Origin of the sequence: Rhizobium sp. SJZ105 (genome assembly GCF_007828365.1) — a bacterium.
GTDB lineage: Bacteria > Pseudomonadota > Alphaproteobacteria > Rhizobiales > Rhizobiaceae > Agrobacterium > Agrobacterium tumefaciens.
On record NZ_VIUP01000001.1, the window covers coordinates 390,269 to 412,743 of the forward strand.

A 22,475-nucleotide genomic window follows, 5' to 3' on the forward strand; every position below is an offset into this window, starting at 1 on the left:
GAGGTGCACTGCCTGTCGCTGCATCATCATGGAGTGCTGCGCTCTTCGATCATGGTCTTGCGAAAGGGCGCTCCATGCCATTTTCGTCGCAGTTCAGAATCCCGTTGTTTTTCACCTATCCGGTTGTTGACAATATACTTTTTAACGCCATTCTGCCTGCAAATTCGTGCACTGCGGCATTTAAAGAAGGGGACGCCAGATGACAGACCGTGACGACGATCTTCTCGCGCCCGAAGAGTTGAAACCGACAGAGGCACCCTCCGATATCTACGCCGAGGACGGCTCTGTCCGCTCCGACTTTCTGGCGATGGTGGGGGCAGCGATTGCCGACCGCGATCTGCTTTTCCTGCGCAAGAATGTGGCGCGACTGCATGAGTCTGAACTCGGCGACGTGCTGGAGTCGATCATGCCGGAGCAGCGCCACGCGCTCGTGCGGTTGCTGGGTTCCGATTTTGACATGACGGCGCTGACCGAGGTGGATGAAGGCATCCGTCTCGATATCGTCGACCAGATGTCGAATGAGCAGATCGCTGCCGGTATCGGCGAACTGGATTCGGACGACGCTGTCTACATTCTCGAGGATCTCGACGACGAGGACCGCGAGGACATCCTCTCGCAACTTCCGTTCACCGAACGGGTGCGGCTGATGCGGGCGCTGGATTATCCGGAAAGCTCTGCCGGCCGTCGCATGCAGACGGAATTCGTTGCCGTGCCGCCGTTCTGGACCGTGGGACAGACCATTGATTATTTGCGTGAGGAGGAGGAGTTACCGGATTCCTTCACGCAGATCTTCGTCATCGACCCCACGTTCAAGCTAGTCGGCGCTCTCGATCTCGACAAGGTGCTGCGCGCCAAGCGTCAGGTGAAGATCGAAACGATCATGCACGAGACCAACCACTCCATTCCGGCCGAAATGGACCAGGAAGAAGCGGCGCAGCTTTTCGAACAATACGACCTTCTATCCGCAGCCGTGGTGGACAATAACGGCCGTCTGGTTGGCGTGCTCACCATCGATGACGTAGTCGACGTCATTCAGGAAGAAGCCGAAGAGGATCTGCTGCGCCTTGGCGGTGTGGGCGACGAAGAACTGTCTGACAGCATCACCAGCACCTCGCGCTCGCGTGTGCCATGGCTTGCGGTCAACCTCCTTACCGCCTTTCTGTCTGCCTCCGTCATCAGCCTTTTCGATGCGACGATCCAGCAGATCATTGCGCTGGCGATTTTGATGCCGACGGTTGCCGGGATGGGCGGCAATGCCGGATCGCAGACCATGACCGTATCCGTGCGGGCGCTGGCTACCAAAAGCCTAGATATTCACAACGCTGCCCGCATTATCAGGCGTGAAGCGGGCGTTGGCATCCTGAACGGACTGTTGTTCGGCTGTGCCATCGGCATCGTTGCAGGCGTGTGGTTCCAGGATGTCCATATCGGCGGCATCATTGCCGCCGCCATGTGTCTCAACATGCTGGCGGCGGCGCTGGCAGGTATTCTCATTCCGCTGGTTCTCGACAGGTTCGGGGCGGACCCCGCCGTTTCCTCTGCTGTCTTCGTGACAGCGGTAACGGACATTGTCGGCTTTTTTTCGTTTCTGGGCATCGCTACGTGGTGGTACGGTATTTCGGGATAGGCCCAAACAGGCGAAAGCGGCAGGAAAATTGACTTTTACGTGAAGGTCAAATAATAATTGTCCGGTTATGAATCGGATAGGCCCTTGGACAAGTATTATAGCATAACCGAACTGACGCGCGAATTCGGTGTTTCCACCCGCACCTTGCGATTCTACGAGGATGAGGGCCTCATTCACCCTGAGCGACGCGGGCGTACGAGGCTTTTCAGGTCTGCGGATCGGCGTCTCATTCAGGAAATCCTGCGCGGCCGCCGTATCGGTTTCACGATCGCAGAAATTCGTGAGATCATTCACGTCTACAAGGAGCCGCCGGGCGAATCAGGCCAGCTTGTGCTTCTGATGAAGAAGGTCGATGAGAAGCGCGCCGATCTCAGGCAAAAGCGCAAGGACATCGAAGAGACGCTGGCTGAACTCGACAATGTCGAAGAGGCCTGCCTCACGCGCCTTGCCGAAATCGGCGTAGGGACCTGATGCAGGTTTCCCGCCGTTGCGCTTGACGTGATGGCCCTGGATTTCCCGCGGAGAGGAAAACCTCTCACTTCGTCATGCTTTTGATTTTACGCGACGTGGATAGATCCTCGAGTCAAGCCCGAGGATGACGCAGAGCGTGGATTGACGTGTGTCGTCCTTTATTGCGCCTCAACCGTGCACTGTTGCGCCACGTCGCTGACCTTCGTCTGCTGCTCGGCGCTGAGCTTGCCTTCCATCATGATGTCAAACAGGCTTTCTGCCTGCAGCTTTTCAAGCGTGCAGCCGCAGAAACGTTGGCACAATTCCTGGCCGTTAGCCTGCTGGACGCAGCTTTTTTCACAGCTCGATTTGTAAAGCTCCACCTGGTCGACAGGAGGAGGCGGTGCCACAAGTGATACCGCGTAGACGAGGCCAATCAGCGCCGGCTGATGAATGAGGTAAAAGGCAAGGCTGTGACGGCCCGCTGTTGCTATCAGATTGCGGGGAGAGCTTGGGTTGCGAAAACGGTCCAGCCAGCTGCGCGGTGTGACGAATTGCGAAACCGCAAGTCCGGCAAGAAAGGGCGCAAGCCACGGCAACAGCGGCACATAATCGTTCGAGCGCGGCGGCATGGTGGAGAAACCGACCCATGCCAGCCATTTGCTGTTGAAAAAATCCGACTGGACGTATTGCGGCAGCGCAAAGGCAAGAGCCGCGAAAAGCAGCGTCACCAGCGGGGGTGCCCGCAGCAACAGCAGCCCGACAAGGCTTGCAGCGGCTATGTTGTGCAGGATTCCGAAAAAGATGAAGCTATCCGGAAAGGCGACATAGGTAGCGATGGTGATGAGCAGCGCCGAGCCCGCCACCATTGCAAAACGCTTGCCGAAGGACGGCCAGTTTATGGCTTTGCCATGGGCGAGAAACAGGCTGAAACCGGCGAGGAACAGGAACGAGCTGGCAATGGCGCGCGCATAAAGCTTCCACAGGCCGGTGGTTGCCGTACCCGGCTCCAGATAGCCGAAATACTCCAGATTCCATGTGAAGTGGTAAGACGCCATGGCGATGAGCGCCAGCCCGCGCAGTGTATCGAGACCGCCCATGCGGCCCTTGCGGCGGGTGTCGATTGCAGCTGTTTCTGTTTCCATAATTCCCGCTGTTTCAGCTGTCTGAAGCCGTTGTCTACTCAAGGGCTTGGCCCGTGAAGTAAGGCTATTTCAAGGCCCGGGCCTGTCCATGATGGCGCGGCGGGCCTCGGAGAAGAACTGGCGGCGCAACAGCGCCACTATGATGATGACCGTGCTTGCGATGAAGACATAGGGGCTGATGAACCAGCCGAGATAACCGATCGACAGGAAGATCGTCCGCAGCCCATCATTGAAGTTCTTAGCAGCGATAATGTTCATCTTTATGACGTTTTCAGCGGCACGCTCGGCAGCGTCGCGATCCGCGTTGACATCATGGACCATGGGTATGGCACCGAACAGGATCGTGCAATAATTGAACAGGCGGTAGGACCAGCCGAACTTGAAAAACGAGTAGCCGAAAAGGCAGGTTAGCCCCATGACCTTCAGTTCGAAGGCCGTGCGCCCGGCATATTGCACGAAGGGAAGGTCGCGAAACACGGTTTCGACCCGATCTGTCGCCCCCAGAAGAGCAAAGCAGCCGCCGATGGCAAAGATCGAGGTAGACGCGAAAAAAGCGGTACCATTCTGCAAACCCGCCATGATCTGCGTGTCGATCATCTTCAAGTCGCGTTTGAGAGAATTGTAAATCCAGTCGCGCCGGCGCTCCGCCATCGCCTGATTGAGGCTGGTTCGCGAAAACAGCGTCGTTCCCGTCGTGAGGTGGGTATAGGTGGCCCATAACACGATAAAAACGACGATCGAGATATAGTCCATGACGGTCATCACGGGCAGGTCACCTTGCTGTTTGCGAATCTTCGCGGCCATATTGATTTGAAGGCCATGGCAAGGCAATGGCAGCGGCCTCCATGGGCGAACATTCTCCCGCCGCGTTGCAGCTTCGTCATTTCGTTTTCTGCTAACGTTCCGGTAACCAAGTGGCTTTATCAATCCCGTCGCGGACGGAAAGGTCTGCCGGTTCCGGGTTAAGGTTTTGCGTACCGGTTCCGCTTGATTTTTCGTAGACACCGCTCGCCGATTGACAGAATGACCGTTCGCACCTAGCTTTTTGTCAGGACCGGTGTTTCCGGCATCCGGAGTTGCCAAGGCTGTCATATGTCCCGCATCGTGCGGACAGGTTTTGTCGTCTCCGATCCGGTATCATCGGCAGTCCGGCGTGAATAACCGGGGGACGCCTTTTTCTACGAATCGTTCCCTTCATGTACGGCTGTCTCTGGCTTGCGACACCGCAATGATGCCGGTCCGTCTTATTCTTTTCTTCCAGGTTCTTCATGACAGATAAAAACCGCTCCGTTTTCATTCTAGGCGGCGCGCGCTCCGGCAAGTCCCGTTTTGCCGAGGACCTTGCGGGCAAAGCCGACGGGCGCCTGCATTATCTGGCCACCGGCCGGGCATGGGATGACGAGATGCGTGATCGCATCGACCATCATCAGGCCCGGCGCGGCGAGGAGTGGACGACACACGAGGCGCCCGTTGATATCGCTGCCGTGCTCGCGCGGCTGGATGCGCCGGACAATGTTATCCTGATCGACTGCCTGACATTGTGGCTCACCAATCTGATGATGGAGAACGCCGATATCGAGACGGCGTTCGCCACGCTGGCAGCGGCAATCGCGTCCACCAAGGCGAAACTGATTCTCGTCTCTAACGAGGTCGGCCTTGGCATCGTGCCGGAAAACCGCATGGCGCGCGAATTCCGCGATCACGCCGGAAGGTTACACCAGCGCGTCGCGGCCATCGTCGATGAAGTCTATTTCGTCGCAGCCGGGCTGCCACTGAAAATGAAGGGCTGACGCAAGCCTTATAAAGCGGGTGTCGCGCGTCGGCGTCCGTTCTTTCAGTTTCTATGCACTTCTTATCGCCAAATCCCGGCTCGGTTTTGCCGGTGCTGCGACAGCTTCTCTTTCTTGATCTGGATCAAGGTGGCTTCCCCACGCCGGTGGCAATGCTCCAACCGACGCAAAGGCCCGTTTCCGCTTCGTAAAGCGCGCGCCAAGCCTTTCGTCGGTCTGCTTGCACGTTGGGGGAAACCAACAATGAATTACACGTTAGAAACCGCGATCGTGGCCCTTGGGGCTTTTCTCGCGCTGCTCGGGGCTGCTTTCGCTCACGACAGTCTTTTCGCCGCCCATATGTGGGTGCTGTTCTTTACGCTTCTGGTCAGCACGGTGCTTCTGCTGCGCCGTGTTTCTTTCGCGCCTGTCGATCAGGCCGCGCGCGCCCGGCTGAAATCCGAATATTTCGATGAGGTCGTGAAATACGGCGTCGTCGCTACCGTGTTCTGGGGCGTGGTCGGGTTTCTGGTCGGGGTCGTGGTGGCGCTTCAGCTCGCCTTTCCCGATCTCAACATCGCGCCCTATTTCAATTTCGGCCGGATGCGGCCGCTGCACACCTCCGCGGTGATCTTCGCTTTCGGGGGAAATGCGCTGATTGCCACGTCATTTTACGTGGTGCAGAGAACCTGTCGCGCACGCCTGTTCGGCGGCAATCTCGGCTGGTTCGTGTTCTGGGGCTACAACCTCTTCATCGTCATGGCTGCCACTGGCTATCTGCTTGGTATCACGCAGGGCCGCGAATATGCCGAGCCGGAATGGTATGTCGATATCTGGCTGACGATAGTCTGGGTCGCCTATCTCCTCGCATTTCTCGGCACGATCCTGACGCGCAAGGAGCCGCATATCTATGTGGCAAACTGGTTCTATCTGAGCTTCATCGTGACGATCGCCATGCTGCATATCGTCAACAACCTCGCCATTCCGGTGTCGTTCCTCGGCGTCAAGAGCTACTCCGCTTTCTCGGGCGTGCAGGATGCGCTGACGCAATGGTGGTACGGCCATAACGCCGTCGGCTTTTTCCTCACCGCCGGCTTCCTCGGCATGATGTATTATTTCATTCCCAAGCAGGTGAACCGCCCGGTCTATTCCTACCGTCTGTCGATCATCCACTTCTGGGCTTTGATCTTCATGTATATCTGGGCCGGTCCGCACCATCTGCACTATACGGCGTTGCCGGACTGGGCGCAGACGCTCGGCATGGTGTTCTCGATCATGCTGTGGATGCCGTCGTGGGGCGGCATGATCAACGGCCTGATGACGCTTTCGGGCGCATGGGACAAGATCCGCACCGATCCTATCGTGCGCATGATGGTGATGGCGGTGGCCTTCTACGGCATGGCGACCTTCGAGGGTCCGATGATGTCGATCAAGGCCGTTAACTCGCTCAGCCACTATACCGACTGGACCATCGGCCACGTGCATTCCGGCGCTCTCGGCTGGAACGGCATGATCACCTTCGGTGCCATCTATTATCTGACGCCGAAACTGTGGGGCAGGGACCGTCTCTACAGCCTGCAACTGGTCAACTGGCACTTCTGGCTCGCCACGATAGGCATCGTCATCTACGCCGCCGTGATGTGGGTGGCCGGCATCCAGCAGGCCTTGATGTGGCGCGAATACGATACGCAGGGCTTCCTCGTCTATTCCTTCGCGGAATCGGTCGCAGCGCTGTTCCCCTATTACGTGATGCGTGCGCTGGGTGGCCTGATGTTCCTCAGTGGCGCGCTGATCATGGCCTACAACGTCACCATGACCATCCTCGGTCGTCAACGCGAGGAGGGCGTCCGCAATGACGCCGCACCTTCGCTGCAGCCCGCTGAATAAGGAGAGGCCGATGTCCATACTCGACAAACACGGCGTCATCGAACGCAACGCCACTCTGCTTCTGGTCGGTTCGCTGCTCGTCGTCTCAATCGGCGGTATCGTGGAAATCGCGCCGCTTTTCTATCTCGAAAACACCATCGAGAAGGTGGAGGGCATGCGGCCCTACTCGCCGCTGGAACTGGCCGGGCGCAACATCTACATCCGCGAGGGATGTTATGTCTGCCACAGCCAGATGATCCGGCCGTTCCGCGACGAGGTGGAGCGTTACGGGCATTACAGCCTGGCGGCGGAATCCATGTACGACCACCCGTTCCAGTGGGGTTCCAAGCGCACGGGGCCGGACCTCGCACGCGTAGGCGACCGCTATTCGAATGAATGGCACGTGCAGCATCTGGCCGATCCGCGCTCCGTCGTGCCGGAATCGATCATGCCGTCCTACGCGTTCCTCAAAACCACGCCGTTGAAGATTACGGATATCTCGATGGAGCTGAAGGCTAACCGCGCCGTTGGCGTGCCCTATAGCGACGAGATGATCGAGAAATCAGCGGCTGATCTTCACGCGCAGGCCGATCCGAACGCCGATACGACCGAGCTTCTGGCGCGCTATCCGAAGGCGAAAGTCGGCGATTTCGATGGCGATCCAGCCAAGCTTACCGAAATGGATGCGCTGGTTGCCTATTTGCAGATGCTCGGCACGCTGGTCGATTTCTCGACCTATGACGATGCCGCCGGATATCGGTGAGGAGGCGATACGATGGAAACCTACACGGCCATGCGCCACTTCGCCGATAGCTGGGGCCTGCTTGCCATGACCCTGTTCTTCGCCGGCGTCGTCGTTTTCACCCTTCGTCCCGGATCGAAAAAAGCTGCGGACGACGCCGCCAGCATTCCGCTTAAGGAGGACTAGGATATGTCCGAAAAACACATTGATGACATCAGCGGCGTCGAAACCACCGGCCATGAATGGGACGGTATTCGCGAGCTTAACAATCCGATGCCGCGCTGGTGGGTCTGGACCTTCTACTTCACGATCCTCTGGGCCATCGGCTACACCATCGCCTATCCGGCATGGCCGCTGATCAATGGCGCAACGCAAGGGTTGCTCGGCTGGAGCAGCCGTTCCGAGATCGCCGCCGATATGGCGGACGCCAAACAGGCGCAGAGCGTCTATTCCGACAGAATCGCCAGTTCCTCGCTCGCCGAGATTGAGGCCGATCCGACGCTAAGGCAATTTGCGCTTTCCGGCGGTGCCGCCGCCTTCAAGGTCAATTGCATCCAGTGTCACGGTTCGGGTGCGGAAGGCGGGCAGGGATATCCCAACCTCAACGACGACGATTGGATGTGGGGAGGCAGCGTCGAGGATATCTATACGACGGTAAAGCACGGCATTCGTTTTGCCGACGATCCCGATACGCGCCTGTCGGAAATGCCGGCCTTCGGCGATATCCTCAAGTCCGAGGAAATCCGCGAGGTCGCCGCCTATGTCGTCAGCCTGACAGGAACGCCTTCCAACCCGGCACTCGTAGAACCCGGTAAACAGATTTTCGCCGACAATTGCGCCTCGTGCCACGGTGAGAACGCCAAGGGCAACCGCGAGTTCGGCGCGCCCAACCTGGCCGACGCGATCTGGCTGAAGGCCAGTGGCGAGCAGGGGATCGTTGCACAGATACGGTCGCCAAAACACGGGGTCATGCCCGCCTGGGGTGAACGGCTTGGTGATACCACGGTCAAGCAGCTTGCGATCTTCGTGCACTCGCTGGGCGGTGGCGAGTGAACGTCACAGCCAACAAATGGAAAGGGCCGCTCGATGCGGCCCTTTTTCTTATCGATCAGACCAGACGGCCAGTTCGTATCCATCCGGATCGGTGAAATGAAAACGGCGTCCGCCGGGAAAGGCGAATATGGCGACGCTGATCTGCCCACCGGCTGCCTCGACACGCCGGTGCGCATTCTCGATATCGGCGGCGTAAAGAATGACAAGCGGTCCACCCTTGGCTGACACAGGTGCCGTGGTGGTGAAACCGCCGGTCAGCCGGCCGTCGGAAAACTCGCAATATTGCGGGCCGTAATCCTTAAAGGACCAACCGAAAGCGCCGCCGTAAAATTCCTTGCTGCGCTCGATATCGGCGACGTTGAATTCGACATAGTCGATGCGCCGGTCATTCGTATTCGTGGTCATCGTTTTATCCTTCAATCCGTTTCGAGCAGCGACTTCAGTTTCTCCAGATCGACCCGGACCATCTCCGCATCCCGTTCGAAATCCTCGTCCGTCATGTCCGGCAGGCGAAGCAGGGTAAAGCTGACTTCGGCACCGCTGCCATTCGGTGTTACCCGCAGCGCGTTATACACCTTCATGCCATCCGGCAATGTCACGACGTGGTCTATCACGCCGAATTCGTTTAAGGGCGCGAAATTGACGCGGACCTCACCCAGCGGGCCGCCATCGGCGATCCAGTCCTCGCCGTCTGGTTTCAGACCGCCTGCTAGACCGGCGGCCCAGTGCGGCATGTTTTGCGGGTCGGAGGCGAAATCAAAGACATGGCTCCATGGTTTTTCCACCGACAGATGAATGATTTTTGACTGCATGACTGGCATCTCATCCTCCCTGTTTTAATGCAGGCCGCAGGCTGCGCCACTTTGTCCGCGCTTGATGTAAGTCAAGGATGTTTCGCCGGTGAGATGGGAGAAAGCAAGGAGATAAAAACGGACTGCAATCATGAACATCTATCCCGTCGGACAGGACCGCCCGCAACAGCCCGTCGAAAGGCTGGAAGCGGAGGCTGTCAATTCCGCAAAAACGCGTAAACCCCTTTATGAAGCGCGCAAGAAAATTTTCCCGAAGCGCGCGGAGGGCCGGTTCCGGCGGTTCAAGTGGCTGGTTATGCTGGTCACGCTCGGCATTTATTATCTGACGCCGTTTCTGCGCTGGGATCGCGGTCCCTATGCGCCCGACCAGGCGGTGCTGATCGATATTGCCAACCGGCGCTTTTATTTCTTCTTCATCGAAATCTGGCCGCAGGAGTTCTTTTTCGTCGCGGGATTGCTGGTCATGGCGGGTCTGGGGTTGTTTCTCATAACCTCCGCCGTGGGACGCGCGTGGTGTGGTTATACCTGTCCGCAGACCGTCTGGGTGGACCTGTTTCTGGTCGTCGAGCGGGCGATCGAGGGCGACAGGAATGCCCGCATGAAGCTCGATGCAGCACCTTTCACGTTCGGCAAGCTGCGCAAGCGGGTGATGAAACACGCAATCTGGCTGGTGATCGGCGTTCTGACCGGCGGGGCATGGATCTTCTATTTTGCCGATGCGCCGACGCTGGCGAGAGAGTTCATGACGGGGCAGGCACCGATGATCGCCTATACGACCGTCGCGATACTCACCGCCACGACCTATGTTTTCGGCGGGCTGATGCGGGAGCAGGTCTGTACCTATATGTGTCCCTGGCCGCGCATTCAGGCGGCGATGCTGGATGAGAACTCGCTGGTCGTGACCTATAATGACTGGCGCGGTGAACCTCGCACGAGGCACGCCAAAAAGGCTGCGGCCACAGGGGAGAGCGTCGGCGATTGCGTCGATTGCAATGCTTGTGTCGCAGTCTGTCCCATGGGCATCGACATAAGAGACGGGCAGCAGCTGGAATGTATCACCTGCGCGCTCTGTATCGATGCCTGCGATGGGGTGATGGACAAGATTGGTAAGCCACGCGGGCTGATCGCCTATGCGACGCTGTCCGAATACCAGTCCAACATGGCGCTTGCGACCAGCAACGGCCAGCACGCAATCCGGCCTGCGAATGTGCGCAAGGAGGACGGCGGGTTCAAAAACAGCATTCGCCATTTCGACTGGCGCATCGTCTTTCGCCCGCGCACGCTTCTTTACACGGCAATATGGGCTGCAGTCGGCATCGGCTTGCTGGTGGCTCTGGTGACGCGCGAGCGGCTGGCTCTTAACGTGCTGCACGACCGCAACCCGCAATATGTGCTGGAATCGAACGGGTCCATCCGCAACGGTTATACCGTTCGCATCCTCAACATGGTGCCGCAACCGCGCCTAATGAGCCTGACGATAGAGGGCATTCCAAGTGCGGTGATGAAGTTAAACGGCGTGCCGGATGCAGCCTCTCGCAGCTTCGAGGTGATGGTGGAACCGGACGAGGCGACAACGCTGAAGGTGTTCGTCACCCTGCCGGGCAGTCACGTCGCGCGGGCTGCTGAAAATTTCGAATTCATCGTCAGCGATACGGGCGGCCATGAGACGGCCCGTTACGACGCCGTCTTCAACGCTCCGGGAGTGAAAAAATGACAACGACCAATCGCCAGACGTCCGGTTTCATTTTCACCGGCTGGCATATGCTGGGTGTTATGGTGATGTTTTTCGGCATCGTCATCACCGTCAACATGGTGATGGCCTGGAACGCTGTCACCAGCTGGAGCGGGCTGGTGGTGCCCAATACCTATGTTGCCAGCCAGCAGTTCAACGCCAAGGCCGAGGCCGCCAAGGCAAGGGCCGCGACCGGTATCAAGGGCAGGCTGGTGGTGAATGAAAAGACCGTGCGCTACGAGGTGTTTCATCCAGATACCGGCCCTGTGGATACGGATACCGTAACGGCGCGTTTTCGCCGGCCGGTCGGCGAGCACCAGAATTTCGACATGGAGCTGACCCCGGTGTCTACCGGGGTCTTCACCGGCCCGCATGACATGCTGCCCGGCCAATGGATCGTTGAGGTCACTGCCGTAAAAGACGGCAGGATCATCGTGCATGAAGGCACGCGGATCGCGGTGATCAGGGGGCGTCAATGAGCTGTTGTGCACAGGGAACGGAAGGGTCGCTTCAACTCGGCGAACCCGTCAACCCACCATCATCAGAGGAGCTGATGCTGGCAAGCCGCGATCTGGGGCAGGGGCTGCGCCAGACAGATCTCAGCGTGCCCGGCGTTTATTGCGGCGCCTGCATCACCACCATCGAAACGGCGCTGCGCCGTCTCCGCCAGGTGGAGCAGGCGCGCGTGAACCTGTCCTCAAAACGGGTGGCGATTGTCTGGAAAGAGTATGTCGATGGCATCAGGACAGATCCCGCCGAACTTGCCCGCGCAATCCTTGCAACCGGATACCGGACGCATCTTTTCGCGAGCGGACAGGATGCTTCGGACGTGTTGCGCTCGCAACTGATCAGGGCGGTGGCGCTCTGCGGCTTTGCTTCCGCCAATATCATGCTTCTATCCGTGTCCGTCTGGTCCGGGGCCGATGCCGCGACGCGTGACATGTTCCACTGGATTTCGGCGATGATTGCCGCGCCGGCGCTGATCTATGGCGGCCGGTTCTTCTATCAGTCGGCCTGGAATGCGCTGAAGCATGGCCGCACCAATATGGATGTGCCGATCGCGCTCGCCATCACGCTATCCTACGCAATCTCGCTATGGGAGACGATTCATCATGGCGAACATGCGTGGTTTGACGCGACCGTGTCGCTGCTGTTCTTCCTGCTGATCGGCCGCACGCTTGACCATATCATGCGTGACAGGGCGCGCTCGGCAATTGCGGGCCTGGCCCGGCTTTCACCACGCGGCGCAACCGTTATCGGTGAGGACGGAACGCGGGAGTATCGCCCGCTTGGCGATGTGCTACCCGGCATGACGATTGCGATTGCTGCCGGTGACCGCGTGGCGGTGGATGCGATGGTCATTAGCGGAAGCAGCGATCTCGACATGTCCATTGTCAACGGCGAAAGCGCGCCGCGTCGGGTGGAGGCGGGCGATCTGCTCCAGGCAGGCACCCTCAATCTCACCGGTTCGCTCGCCGCGCGGGTGACCGCATCGGCAAAGGATTCGTTTCTGTCGGAAGTGATCGGGCTGATGGAGGCGGCGGAAGGGGGGCGGGCGCGCTATCGGCGGATTGCCGACCGTGCCGCGAGCTATTATTCGCCCGTCGTACATCTTCTTGCTCTCATGACCTTTCTCGGTTGGGGCGTTTTGGGCGGTGACTGGAAGCAGGCGATGCTGATCGCGATTGCGGTTCTCATCATCACCTGCCCCTGTGCGCTTGGCCTTGCTGTTCCGGTGGTGCAGGTGGTGGCGGCAGGCCGGCTCTTTCGGCATGGCATCATGGTCAAGGAAGGCTCGGCGATGGAGCGACTGGCCGAAATCGACACCGTTTTGTTCGACAAGACAGGCACCCTGACGGTCGGGAAGCCGCGACTGGTGGAAGCCGGCGATGTGAACCCCGCCACGATGGCGATTGCGGCTGGCCTTGCCGCCCATTCACGCCATCCGCTGTCCAAAGCCCTGCATGCAGCCTATGGCGGAATTCTACCGGTCTACGAAGCGGTGCGTGAAATTCCCGGCTCCGGTGTTGAGGCTCTCACGCCGGTGGGAACCTACCGGCTCGGCAACCGCCGTTTTGCCTGCCCGGATGAATCGCAAATGGAAAACGGCGACGCGCGATCGGAAGTGGTGCTTTCGCTTGACGGCGGGTATCTGGCGAGTTTCGGTTTCGAGGACAATCCGCGTCCTGGCGCCGTACAAGCACTGCGCAGCCTTTCTACGCGAGGACTGGTGCTGGAAATCGTGTCCGGTGACCGGGTCCCGGCCGTGAAGGCCATGGCGCAGCGTCTGGGCATTGCGAAATGGAACGCGGACCTGTCGCCGAAAGACAAGGCGGGGCGCTGTGCGGCGCTGGCCGGCGAGGGACGCAAGGTTCTGATGGTGGGCGACGGCATTAATGATGCGCCGGCGCTGGCCGCAGCACATGTTTCCATGGCACCGGCAACCGCCGCCGATATCGGCCGGCAGGCCGCCGACTTCGTGTTCATGCACGAGGATCTGGATGCCGTTCCTGTCGCCATCGAGACATCGCGGCGGGCCGGACGGCTTATCCGGCAGAACTTCGCGCTTGCCATCGGCTACAATGTCATTGCCGTGCCGATTGCGATTGCCGGTTATGCGACGCCGATGATCGCGGCCATCGCCATGTCGACATCGTCGCTCATCGTTGTTGCAAATGCGCTGCGTCTTGCGGGAACGGCTGAAGCCGTTTCTGCGCAACAGAGCGTGCCGACCGGATTTGCGGGCGAGGGGGCGCAACCGGCATGAACATGTTGATCTATCTCATCCCCGTCGCCCTGTTTCTCGGAGCGCTCGGGCTTTTCGCCTTCCTCTGGTCGGTGCGATCAGGGCAATATGAGGATATGGACGGCGCTGCCTGGCGAGCGCTGGACGATGGCGACGACCGGCCACGACCTTCCTAGTGGACGCGCATTGGTTACGACCTTCCCCCGACCTGTCGCAAATATGCAAAGCTGATTTGCGTCATCAAAATTTAATCGTTTCAGTCGCCCCTAGCCTTGCCGTTTGTTCATTACAGTGCCACAACACGACCACCTAAAAGCAAGATGGAGGCACATCCGTGGAACAGGCAGAAATCGGTTTGATCGGTCTCGGCGTCATGGGCTCGAACCTGGCGTTGAACATCGCGGAAAAGGGCAACAAGATTGCCGTATTCAACCGAACCCCTGAAGCGACGAAAAAATTCTACGCCGAGGCTGGGGACTTGCAGGGGCAGTTGATCCCTTGCGAAACCATCGAGGAATTCGTCGCCGCCATTCGTCCTCCGCGCCCGATCATCATCATGATCAAGGCCGGCGATCCGGTTGACCAGCAGATGGAAATTCTGAAGCCGCATCTCTCGAACGGCGACATCATGATCGACGCCGGCAATGCGAATTTCCGCGATACGATCCGCCGTTTCGACAACCTGAAGGATAGCGGCCTGACCTTTATCGGCATGGGCGTTTCCGGCGGTGAAGAAGGTGCGCGTCACGGACCGTCGATCATGGTCGGCGGTACCGAAGATAGCTGGAAGCGCGTCGAGAAGGTTCTGACCTCCATTTCCGCCAAGTATAATGACGATCCGTGCGTGGCATGGCTCGGCAACGACGGTGCCGGTCATTTCGTCAAGACGATCCATAACGGCATCGAATATGCCGACATGCAGATGATCGCCGAAATCTACGGCATCCTGCGTGACGGCCTGAAGATGAGTGCGTCTGAAATCGCCGATGTATTCGGTGAATGGAACAAGGGCCGTCTCAACTCCTACCTGATCGAAATCACCGAGAAGGTTCTGCGCGCTGCCGATCCGATCACCGGCAAGCCGATGGTCGATCTGATCCTCGACAAGGCCGGCCAGAAGGGTACAGGCAAGTGGTCGGTTATCGAGGCGCAGAACATGGGCGTCGCCGCAACTGCCATTGAGGCCGCCGTGGCTGCCCGTATCCTGTCGTCGCAGAAGGACGAGCGCGAAGCTGCCGAGAAGATCTTCGGCCTGCCGACCGTTGCAGCTGCACCGGCTGACAAAAAGGCCTTTATCGCTGATCTGGAAAGCGCGCTTCTGGCCGCCAAGGTCGGTGCTTACGCACAGGGCTTTGCCGTCATGTCGGCCGCATCGAAGGAGTTCAACTGGAACCTGCCGATGCCGACGATCGCCCGCATCTGGCGCGCCGGCTGCATCATCCGCTCGGAATTCCTCGATGAGATCACCTCGGCCTTCACCAAGGATCCGCATGTGGCCAACCTCATCGTGACGCCTGCCTTCTCCGGCATCGTCAAGGACACCGACGCCGCCCTGCGCCGTGTCGTTTCCTACGCGGTTCTCTCCGGTCTGCCGGTTTCGGCACTCGCTTCCGCGCTTGGTTATTTCGACGCCTATCGTCGCGCCCGCGGCAGCGCGAACCTTATTCAGGCGCAGCGCGATTTCTTCGGGGCGCATGGCTTCGAACGCACCGACGGTGTCGACAAGTCGCATGGCCCGTGGGGCAGCGGCGCCGACATTTTCTGATCGGCTATAACGATAAACAACAAAAGGCCCGCGCAAGCGGGCCTTTTTCATTTCATCCGTCGATTTACTTAGCGTGCCGCAGAAAGGCCAACGATCAGGCCGGTGACGGCGTTGATGAGCAGGAACTGGTTGTCGACGCGTACCCAGCGCTGGTCGCGACGCGGCTCTGCCAGGCGGTAACGGCGATAGTCGCGGCGGTCGACGAAATGACGACGCTCTGCTGGCGAGAGGCGCTGACCGCGATCCCAACGGTGCTTCTTGACGATGACCTTTTTGGTGGTCGTGTGACGCTCGACGGTTACACCGCGATGACGATCGTCGTGGCGGCTTTGTGCCTGGGCCATTGGAGCCGCAAGAACAGTTGCAGCCAGAAGAATGGTGACGAACTTTTTCATGAATGTTTCCTCTCGTGTTTCGATAAGGAGAACTTACGAATAAACGAATGAACGGAAACTGAATTTAAAATTACATTTATGTAATGGTTGTTAATGGTTAGACGGGGACGTTAATCTTTCTGTTGGAGATTTCAGTCCAGTTTTTGCGTCGATCAGGCTGCCCGTTGGAAACCGGGCAGCCTGTTTCAAGTATTAGACGCGTTCAGCGGATTTTGCCCAGAGGTTGATATCCGCGTCCTTCGCGTAACCGTCGATTTCCGCAAGCTCCTCTGTGGAGAAGTCGGCATTGTCGAGTGCCTTCACGCAATCCTCGACCTGTTCGACACGGCTCGCACCGATGAGCGCCGACGTGATGCGACCACCGCGCAGCACCCAGGCGATTGCCATCTGCGCGAGTGTTTGGCCACGCCGCTCGGCAATGCGATTGAGCGCGCGGATGTTTTCGACATTGCGCTCGTTGAGGAAGGCGGGGTTGAGTGACTTGCTCTGCGATGCACGGCTGCCATCAGGCACGCCACCCAGATATTTCGTCGTCAGCATGCCCTGCGCCAGCGGCGAAAAGACGATGGAGCCAATGCCAAGATCTTCCAGCGTATCGACCAGACCGTCTTCCTCGATCCAGCGATTGATCATGGAGTAGCTCGGCTGATGGATGATGCAGGGCGTGCCGAGATCTTTCAGGATCGCGGCGGCCTCACGGGTGCGTTTCGAGTTGTATGACGAGATGCCGACATAGAGCGCCTTGCCCGAGCGCACGATCTGGTCCAGTGCGCCGCAGGTTTCCTCAAGCGGCGTGTTGGGATCGAAACGGTGGGAGTAGAAGATATCAACGTAGTCCAGCCCCATGCGCTTCAGGCTCTGGTCGCAGGACGATATCAGATATTTGCGGCTGCCCCACTCACCGTAGGGACCGGGCCACATGTTGTAGCCCGCCTTGGACGAGATGATCATTTCATCGCGGTAGCCTCTGAAATCCGTCTTCAGGATTTCGCCGAAGGCAGTTTCGGCGCTGCCGGGTGGTGGGCCGTAATTATTGGCCAGATCGAAATGGGTAATGCCGAGGTCGAAGGCGCGACGGCAAATGGCCTGTTTGGTCTGGTGCGGTGTGTCGTTGCCGAAATTGTGCCACAGCCCGAGCGAGATCGCCGGCAGCTTCAGGCCAGTCTTTCCGCAATGATTGTATTTCATGGATGTATATCGGTTTTCGGCCGGTTGCCAAACCATGGGTCTTCCTCCACTTGCTGATGAATGGTTGCCGGAGAAGCCGGCAAACCTTTGAAAGATGAGGGCAGGCGCAACGTTGCCTGCCGTTCCGCTAAGGATGGTTAAGCCTTTCGCCGCGTGGTTTCAATGCGAGGATTGGCAGGTATAAAGATCGAAGATACGGAACTGCGGCTGTCCGCTGCCCGCCTTCGGGGTGAAGATGATCCGACGTGTTTCGCCAGCTGCGAGATCGAACAGATTGTCGGAATAACGCCCGGGCTGATCGGCCTCCAGCATGACGAAGAGGGCAAGACCTGCTGCGGTGACGTCGATTTCGAGCTGGCCGTTTTTCAATGTGCCGGTGGAGAACGTCAGTCCAGCGGGCTGGAGCTCCAGAGACTTGTAGGTGTCGCGCACATGATGGCCTTCGCCTGTCATGCCGTTGGATGCTATGAAGTTCCAGGCAAGAATGGAGCCATCAGGCAGGCTGTCCATGTCGATTTCGGTCAGCGTCGCCGCCTTGTCCGTTGCGCACGCGCCGTTGGCAGATTTCAGCGGCACGCGGTTACCCTCCATGGTGAGGGCGACAATATTCATGTCGATCTCGACGTCTTCCGCGGTGTCGTTGACCATGGAGAAGCTCACTCGGCGTCCATCCTCGGAGGGAATGGCCGAGACGGTCACCGGTTGGAAGAACCGGCGGGCAGCATAGTGCAGCGCCTTCCAGCCGCCGCCGTAGTCCAGGCTCGACCATGAGGCAACCGGCCAGGTGTCGTTGAGCTGCCAGTAGAGCGTTCCCATGCAATGGGGTTTCAGCGAGCGCCAGTAGTCGACCGCGGTTCGGATGGCCAGCGCCTGCTGTACCTGGCTCAGATACACGAAATTTTCGAAATCCTTCGGAAAGCGGAAATAGCGGAACATGGTGCCAGCGATGCGCTCATTGCCGCCGACATTCTTCTGGTGCAGTTCGATCACCGGGGAGGCGATGTTCATGTCTTTCTCTTCCGCATAGGTGCGGATGACAGGCATGGAGGTGTAGGACTGAAAACCGAATTCAGAGCAGAAGCGCGGCTTGACCGAGCGGTAATTGTCGAACGATTTGTTTTCGTGCCAAACGGACCAGTAATGCATGTCGCCGGAACCATCCGCATGCCAGGCATCACCATAATCGAGGTAGCCTGAAGCCGGGCTGGAGGGCCACCAGAGTGCTTCGGGGGCGGCTTTTTTCAGCGCCTTTTCGATGGTGCGGTTGAGGCGGTCGTAAGCCACGAGATAACGGTCGCGGTTGTTGCGGGGCTCCTCGAACCAGGTGAGGGCACCCACCAATTCGTTGTCGCCGCACCAGAGCGCGATGGACGGATGGGAGGAAAGGCGTTTTACCTGATAGTCGACCTCGTGTTCGACATTGTCGAGAAAGTCTTCGCTGCAGGGGTAAAGGTTGCAGGCGAACATGAAATCCTGCCAGACCAGAAGACCGAGACGGTCACAGAGATCGTAGAACCAGTCTTCCTCGTAAAATCCGCCGCCCCAGACGCGGATCATGTTCATATTGGCCTCGACGGCTGAACATAGAAGGTCTTCGGTTTTTTCGCGGCTGGTCAGCGAATAAAGCGCATCGGATGGAATCCAGTTCGCGCCACGGCAGAAGATTTCCCGACCGTTGATGCGGAAGGCAAATCGGCTACCGGCCTCATCCTTGTCCGTCAGAAGTTCAATGGTCCTGAAGCCGATCCTGCGGGTGACGGTTTCATCCGGCAACTCCACCGCCAACGTGTAGAGCGTCTGTTCGCCGCTGCCCGCCGGCCACCAGAGCGCGGGATCTTCCACGAAGAAGACGTGGCGCACCACCGTCTCACCCGCACCCACGCCGCAATCGAGCCGCAGCCTTTCGTCGTTGAGGGAAAGGTAGAGCGGAAGGCTCGCCGGACCTTCGGCAAACAGCGTGATGGCCACATGCAGCTCGACGCCGCCCTCGACATGATGTTGTGAGGTGACGACGTGTTCGACCCGTGCCGTATCGAGGCGCTTCAGCAGGATTTTGCCGTAAAGGCCGAGCGGAGCAATCGCAATATTCCAGTCCCAGCCGAAATGGCACTGTGGCTTGCGCAACATGTTGCCGTTGGCAATCGGCGAGTTGCCCTCATGATAGGGAATGTAAAAAGGTTGCCGCGCCTGCCGTTCCGCCCCGGCTGCGATGTTGGAGTGGAAATGGATACGAATGGTGTTTTCACCGGGCCGCACGGCGCGAGACACATCGGGACGGTAACGTCGGAAGCAATTGTCCGAACTCAAGACCGGGACATCGTTGACGAAGACGATCGCGACGGTGTCGAGATAATCGATATCGAGATACCAGCTGGCATCGGCGTCATCGAGGATGAAGGTCCGCTCTATGATCCAGTCCCGATGCGCGACCCATTGCACCGCATTTTCATTGGCACCGTGATAGGGGTCTGGAATGATGCCCGCGTTTTTGAGTGCGCTGTGAACGTCTCCCGGCACGGTAAGGTCGGTCGTGTAGTCTCCTTCCAGCGAGGTCAGGCGCCAGAGCCCGGCCAGATCGATGACGGTTTCGGGCGTGGAGGAAGAAATCATGATGGGACCCTGCATGGACGAATTCAAATAGGATAAGCTGGCCATTATGACGCAGGCTTGTGTCGGAATCTGGGGAAGATGCATGCCCGCCAGCCAGCCGTTATCCAGCTCGCTCAGCTCGGCAATCTCCTCCCTCCGGCAACGTTACCGTAAAATGATCGTTCCGTCATGTCTTCGGAGTGAAACTTCATGCGCGAAAAATGCCCGTTGGTACTATTGGAAAACCACGCGTACGGGTGCCTTGATATTTATTGACTTTTATTTATATATATCAAATAATTATTGTTACTATTTAATCTAGTTTATTGGCATTGTTTCTCTCTTGAGCGGAAGTTTCGCGAGCGCGTAAGGTCGGTAATCAGGAATACGCCCGTTCGATATTTTCCACGACCTACATCGTTATAGCCAAAGGCCCGAAGACTGGATCGGGTGTGACGGCGACCGGCGACGTTTGCCTTTGCAAGAAACAAAAAGCTATCTATGATTATTGTTCTGCAAAGCGTGGCGAAATGACATGAACGATACTGGTAATTCCGGCAGGGACGAAGCGAAGGCGACAACGGGTGAGCGCCCGACCTTGAAGACCATCGCCTACATGACGGGTCTTGGCATCACCACCGTGTCACGCGCGCTGAAGGATGCGCCTGACATCGGCGCGGAAACCAAGGAGCGCGTGCGGCTGATTGCCCAGCAGATCGGTTACCAGCCGAACCGAGCTGGTGTGCGCCTTCGCACCGGCAAGACCAATGTGATCGCCCTGGTGCTGAGCGTCGACGAGGAATTGATGGGCTTCACCAGCCAGATGGTATTCGGCATCACCGAGGTTCTTGCGACGACGCAATATCACCTCGTCGTTACCCCTCACACCCACGCCAAGGATTCCATGGTGCCGATCCGCTACATTCTCGAAACCGGTTCGGCGGACGGGGTCATTATCTCCAAAATCGAGCCGAACGATCCGCGCGTCCGTTTCATGACGGAGCGCAAAATGCCCTTCGTTACCCATGGGCGGTCCGACATGGGCATTGAGCACGCCTATCACGATTTCGATAACGAGGCTTATGCCTATGAGGCCGTGGAGCGGCTGGCGCAATGTGGGCGAAAGAGGATCGCCATCATCGTGCCGCCATCGCGGTTTGCGTTCCACGACCACGCCCGCAAGGGGTTCACCCGCGGTATCAGGGATTTCGGCGTTTCCGAATTCCCGTTGGATGCCATCACCATCGAGACGCCGCTCGACAAGATCCGCGATTTCGGCAAGCGCCTGATGCAATCAGACGATCGCCCCGACGGCATTGTCTCCATCAGCGGCAGCAGCACTATTGCGCTCGTGGCGGGGTTTGAGGCAGCCGGTGTCAGGATCGGCAAGGATATCGATATCGTGTCGAAACAGTCCGCAGAATTCCTGAACTGGATCCAGCCGCAAATCCACACAGTCAACGAGGACATCAAGCTTGCGGGCATGGAGCTTGCCAAGGCTCTGCTGGCACGCATCAACGGTGCGCCGCCAGAAACGCTGCAAAGCATCAGCCGCCCGGTCTGGTCCTCAATGGCGCCGAAGCCTTGATAGAAGGAACGCCTGTCCGGATCAGGACAGGCAATCCTTCAGCGAGCCGGCGATGCCGCGCATCATCTTGAAGTAGAGATCGGGACCCGGTTCAAGCGTGGCCGCTTCGGGATCGAGCGTTGCAGACTTTGCCGCCGTGCCTTCGGTTATGACGGAGATCAGTTTCGGCTCGAATTGCGGTTCGGCAAAAACGCAGGTCGCGCCAAGTTGGCGAACCTTTTCCTGCATCTCCCTGACGCGATCGGCACCGGGCAGGGTTTCGGGGCTAACGATGATCGATCCCGCCGTTTTTACGCCGTAGCGATGCTCGAAATATTGATAGGCATCGTGGAAGACGATGAAGGGCTTGTCCTTCACAGGCTTGACCGTTTCCGCAATTTCGCTGTCGAGCGCATCGAGATCGTCGATCAGTTTTTTCGTATTGGCCTGATAGGTTTCCGCGTTGCCGGCATCGGCGGCAATCAGTGCGGTTTCTATCGTCTGGGCCATGGCCTTGGCATTGGCCGGATCGAGCCACAGATGAGTGTCGTACGCGCCGTGTTCATGGTCGCCGTCATCGTGCGCGTGATCATGAGCATGAGCGTCTTCGCTTTCCGAATGGCCGGCATGTTCTCCATGGGCCTCTTCGCCATCGTCATGCGCCTCGAAAGGGCCGCCTTCGCGGAAGGGAAGCTTTTCCAGCCCCTTGGCGTCTTCCAGTTCGACCACTGTTGCCTTGCTGGTCAACGCCTCCAGCGGCTTTTGCAGAAATGCCTCCAGTCCAGGCCCGACCCAGAAGACCAGATCGGCCTTTTCCAGCGTGCGGGCATTGGAAGGCCGCAGATTATAGGTATGCGGCGAGGCTGCGCCGTCGACAATGAGTTGCGGTTCGCCCACGCCACGCATGATTGCCGCGACGAGGGAATGGACAGGCTTGATCGAGACCACGACATTTGGGGCGGCGGTGGCGCCGGAGGCGGCCGCCGCTATTGCTACCGATGCCATGAGCGGGATCACGAACGATCTCAT

At 58.5% G+C, this 22,475-nt stretch carries 21 protein-coding genes; 13 read left to right on the forward strand and 8 right to left on the reverse strand.

Annotated elements, in window-relative coordinates; genetic code table 11:
• The first annotated feature begins 199 nt into the window (after positions 1–199).
• Together mgtE and FB593_RS02005 are read left to right on the forward strand one after the other, a co-directional pair.
• Positions 200–1,627 carry a magnesium transporter gene (gene mgtE / locus FB593_RS02000; protein ID WP_013636179.1) on the forward strand — a complete coding sequence of 476 codons (1,428 nt, stop codon included), beginning with the start codon at positions 200–202 and terminating at the stop codon, positions 1,625–1,627.
• 84 nt (positions 1,628–1,711) lie between these two features.
• Positions 1,712–2,098: a MerR family transcriptional regulator gene (locus tag FB593_RS02005; protein ID WP_003515319.1), complete on the forward strand. Its 387-nt coding sequence runs from the start codon at positions 1,712–1,714 to the stop codon at positions 2,096–2,098.
• A 158-nt stretch (positions 2,099–2,256) separates the two neighbouring features.
• On the opposite strand, the gene FB593_RS02010 is transcribed toward FB593_RS02005, so the two are convergent.
• Both FB593_RS02010 and FB593_RS02015 read right to left on the reverse strand, forming a co-directional pair.
• Positions 2,257–3,222 carry a heparan-alpha-glucosaminide N-acetyltransferase gene (locus FB593_RS02010; protein WP_112497494.1) on the reverse strand — a complete coding sequence of 322 codons (966 nt, stop codon included), beginning with the start codon at positions 3,220–3,222 and terminating at the stop codon, positions 2,257–2,259.
• A gap of 69 nt (positions 3,223–3,291) precedes the next feature.
• Complete coding sequence (locus tag FB593_RS02015; protein ID WP_013636176.1) at positions 3,292–3,984, reverse strand: DUF599 domain-containing protein; 693 nt, start codon at positions 3,982–3,984, stop codon at positions 3,292–3,294.
• A gap of 506 nt (positions 3,985–4,490) precedes the next feature.
• On the opposite strand from FB593_RS02015, the gene cobU reads away from it, so the two are divergent.
• The 5 genes from cobU (at position 4,491) to ccoP (ending at position 8,652) form a co-directional block, all read left to right on the forward strand.
• Complete coding sequence (gene cobU, locus FB593_RS02020) at positions 4,491–5,012, forward strand: bifunctional adenosylcobinamide kinase/adenosylcobinamide-phosphate guanylyltransferase (RefSeq protein ID WP_025593484.1); 522 nt, start codon at positions 4,491–4,493, stop codon at positions 5,010–5,012.
• A gap of 243 nt (positions 5,013–5,255) precedes the next feature.
• Positions 5,256–6,878 carry a cytochrome-c oxidase, cbb3-type subunit I gene (gene ccoN / locus FB593_RS02025; RefSeq protein WP_003515308.1) on the forward strand — a complete coding sequence of 541 codons (1,623 nt, stop codon included), beginning with the start codon at positions 5,256–5,258 and terminating at the stop codon, positions 6,876–6,878.
• A 10-nt stretch (positions 6,879–6,888) separates the two neighbouring features.
• Entirely contained in the window at positions 6,889–7,620 is a 732-nt protein-coding gene (gene ccoO, locus FB593_RS02030) for a cytochrome-c oxidase, cbb3-type subunit II (protein WP_003515307.1), read from the forward strand.
• Positions 7,621–7,632: 12 nt separating this feature from the next.
• Positions 7,633–7,785 carry a CcoQ/FixQ family Cbb3-type cytochrome c oxidase assembly chaperone gene (locus FB593_RS02035; protein WP_003502810.1) on the forward strand — a complete coding sequence of 51 codons (153 nt, stop codon included), beginning with the start codon at positions 7,633–7,635 and terminating at the stop codon, positions 7,783–7,785.
• A 3-nt stretch (positions 7,786–7,788) separates the two neighbouring features.
• Positions 7,789–8,652, forward strand: a complete 864-nt coding sequence (gene ccoP, locus FB593_RS02040; RefSeq protein WP_003515305.1) for a cytochrome-c oxidase, cbb3-type subunit III — start codon at positions 7,789–7,791, stop codon at positions 8,650–8,652.
• Positions 8,653–8,700: 48 nt separating this feature from the next.
• Here ccoP and FB593_RS02045 read toward each other — a convergent pair whose 3' ends face one another.
• Both FB593_RS02045 and FB593_RS02050 read right to left on the reverse strand, forming a co-directional pair.
• Positions 8,701–9,057, reverse strand: coding sequence for a VOC family protein (locus FB593_RS02045; protein WP_003515303.1), 357 nt, complete (start codon positions 9,055–9,057; stop codon positions 8,701–8,703).
• 11 nt (positions 9,058–9,068) lie between these two features.
• Positions 9,069–9,473 carry a polyketide cyclase gene (locus FB593_RS02050; RefSeq protein WP_019566249.1) on the reverse strand — a complete coding sequence of 135 codons (405 nt, stop codon included), beginning with the start codon at positions 9,471–9,473 and terminating at the stop codon, positions 9,069–9,071.
• A gap of 121 nt (positions 9,474–9,594) precedes the next feature.
• Here FB593_RS02050 and ccoG point away from each other — a divergent pair, with 121 nt between their 5' ends.
• The 5 genes from ccoG to gndA all read left to right on the forward strand — a co-directional run bounded on the left by ccoG (position 9,595) and on the right by gndA (position 15,707).
• The gene (ccoG, locus tag FB593_RS02055) at positions 9,595–11,178 is read left to right on the forward strand and encodes a cytochrome c oxidase accessory protein CcoG (protein ID WP_113473141.1); all 1,584 of its coding nucleotides are present in this window, start codon (positions 9,595–9,597) and stop codon (positions 11,176–11,178) included.
• Entirely contained in the window at positions 11,175–11,675 is a 501-nt protein-coding gene (locus tag FB593_RS02060; RefSeq protein WP_065660933.1) for a FixH family protein, read from the forward strand. Before ccoG ends, FB593_RS02060 begins: the two co-directional genes overlap by 4 nt.
• Positions 11,672–13,963, forward strand: a complete 2,292-nt coding sequence (locus FB593_RS02065; RefSeq protein ID WP_113473142.1) for a cation-translocating P-type ATPase — start codon at positions 11,672–11,674, stop codon at positions 13,961–13,963. Before FB593_RS02060 ends, FB593_RS02065 begins: the two co-directional genes overlap by 4 nt.
• The gene (gene ccoS / locus FB593_RS02070) at positions 13,960–14,118 is read left to right on the forward strand and encodes a cbb3-type cytochrome oxidase assembly protein CcoS (RefSeq protein WP_003515291.1); all 159 of its coding nucleotides are present in this window, start codon (positions 13,960–13,962) and stop codon (positions 14,116–14,118) included. The genes FB593_RS02065 and ccoS overlap by 4 nt, the downstream gene beginning before the upstream one ends.
• Before the next feature lie 158 nt (positions 14,119–14,276).
• Positions 14,277–15,707 carry an NADP-dependent phosphogluconate dehydrogenase gene (gndA, locus tag FB593_RS02075; RefSeq protein WP_065687357.1) on the forward strand — a complete coding sequence of 477 codons (1,431 nt, stop codon included), beginning with the start codon at positions 14,277–14,279 and terminating at the stop codon, positions 15,705–15,707.
• Positions 15,708–15,775: 68 nt separating this feature from the next.
• Here gndA and FB593_RS02080 read toward each other — a convergent pair whose 3' ends face one another.
• The 3 genes from FB593_RS02080 to FB593_RS02090 form a co-directional block, all read right to left on the reverse strand.
• On the reverse strand, positions 15,776–16,102 hold the full coding sequence (locus FB593_RS02080; protein ID WP_003515287.1) for an RcnB family protein: 327 nt from the start codon (positions 16,100–16,102) through the stop codon (positions 15,776–15,778).
• 192 nt (positions 16,103–16,294) lie between these two features.
• Positions 16,295–17,326: an L-glyceraldehyde 3-phosphate reductase gene (mgrA, locus tag FB593_RS02085; RefSeq protein WP_013636166.1), complete on the reverse strand. Its 1,032-nt coding sequence runs from the start codon at positions 17,324–17,326 to the stop codon at positions 16,295–16,297.
• A 123-nt stretch (positions 17,327–17,449) separates the two neighbouring features.
• On the reverse strand, positions 17,450–19,915 hold the full coding sequence (locus FB593_RS02090) for a beta-mannosidase (protein WP_112152898.1): 2,466 nt from the start codon (positions 19,913–19,915) through the stop codon (positions 17,450–17,452).
• A gap of 499 nt (positions 19,916–20,414) precedes the next feature.
• On the opposite strand from FB593_RS02090, the gene FB593_RS02095 reads away from it, so the two are divergent.
• Complete coding sequence (locus FB593_RS02095; protein WP_112292177.1) at positions 20,415–21,467, forward strand: LacI family transcriptional regulator; 1,053 nt, start codon at positions 20,415–20,417, stop codon at positions 21,465–21,467.
• A gap of 21 nt (positions 21,468–21,488) precedes the next feature.
• On the opposite strand, the gene znuA is transcribed toward FB593_RS02095, so the two are convergent.
• A complete protein-coding gene (gene znuA, locus FB593_RS02100) occupies positions 21,489–22,475 on the reverse strand; it encodes a zinc ABC transporter substrate-binding protein ZnuA (RefSeq protein WP_111799657.1) in 987 nt (328 codons plus the stop codon).

Coding starts and splice junctions, on each gene's coding strand:
- FB593_RS02060 (WP_065660933.1), top strand. CDS start 11,175: ATGACAACGACCAATCGCCAGACGTCCGGTTTCATTTTCACCGGCTGG.
- FB593_RS02080 (WP_003515287.1), bottom strand. CDS start 16,102: ATGAAAAAGTTCGTCACCATTCTTCTGGCTGCAACTGTTCTTGCGGCT.
- ccoN (WP_003515308.1), top strand. CDS start 5,256: ATGAATTACACGTTAGAAACCGCGATCGTGGCCCTTGGGGCTTTTCTC.
- FB593_RS02045 (WP_003515303.1), bottom strand. CDS start 9,057: ATGACCACGAATACGAATGACCGGCGCATCGACTATGTCGAATTCAAC.
- cobU (WP_025593484.1), top strand. CDS start 4,491: ATGACAGATAAAAACCGCTCCGTTTTCATTCTAGGCGGCGCGCGCTCC.
- FB593_RS02010 (WP_112497494.1), bottom strand. CDS start 3,222: ATGGAAACAGAAACAGCTGCAATCGACACCCGCCGCAAGGGCCGCATG.
- FB593_RS02035 (WP_003502810.1), top strand. CDS start 7,633: ATGGAAACCTACACGGCCATGCGCCACTTCGCCGATAGCTGGGGCCTG.
- mgrA (WP_013636166.1), bottom strand. CDS start 17,326: ATGGTTTGGCAACCGGCCGAAAACCGATATACATCCATGAAATACAAT.
- ccoP (WP_003515305.1), top strand. CDS start 7,789: ATGTCCGAAAAACACATTGATGACATCAGCGGCGTCGAAACCACCGGC.
- FB593_RS02050 (WP_019566249.1), bottom strand. CDS start 9,473: ATGCCAGTCATGCAGTCAAAAATCATTCATCTGTCGGTGGAAAAACCA.
- ccoO (WP_003515307.1), top strand. CDS start 6,889: ATGTCCATACTCGACAAACACGGCGTCATCGAACGCAACGCCACTCTG.
- FB593_RS02065 (WP_113473142.1), top strand. CDS start 11,672: ATGAGCTGTTGTGCACAGGGAACGGAAGGGTCGCTTCAACTCGGCGAA.
- FB593_RS02095 (WP_112292177.1), top strand. CDS start 20,415: ATGAACGATACTGGTAATTCCGGCAGGGACGAAGCGAAGGCGACAACG.
- ccoG (WP_113473141.1), top strand. CDS start 9,595: ATGAACATCTATCCCGTCGGACAGGACCGCCCGCAACAGCCCGTCGAA.
- FB593_RS02090 (WP_112152898.1), bottom strand. CDS start 19,915: ATGCAGGGTCCCATCATGATTTCTTCCTCCACGCCCGAAACCGTCATC.
- znuA (WP_111799657.1), bottom strand. CDS start 22,475: ATGAGATCGTTCGTGATCCCGCTCATGGCATCGGTAGCAATAGCGGCG.
- FB593_RS02015 (WP_013636176.1), bottom strand. CDS start 3,984: ATGACCGTCATGGACTATATCTCGATCGTCGTTTTTATCGTGTTATGG.
- ccoS (WP_003515291.1), top strand. CDS start 13,960: ATGAACATGTTGATCTATCTCATCCCCGTCGCCCTGTTTCTCGGAGCG.
- mgtE (WP_013636179.1), top strand. CDS start 200: ATGACAGACCGTGACGACGATCTTCTCGCGCCCGAAGAGTTGAAACCG.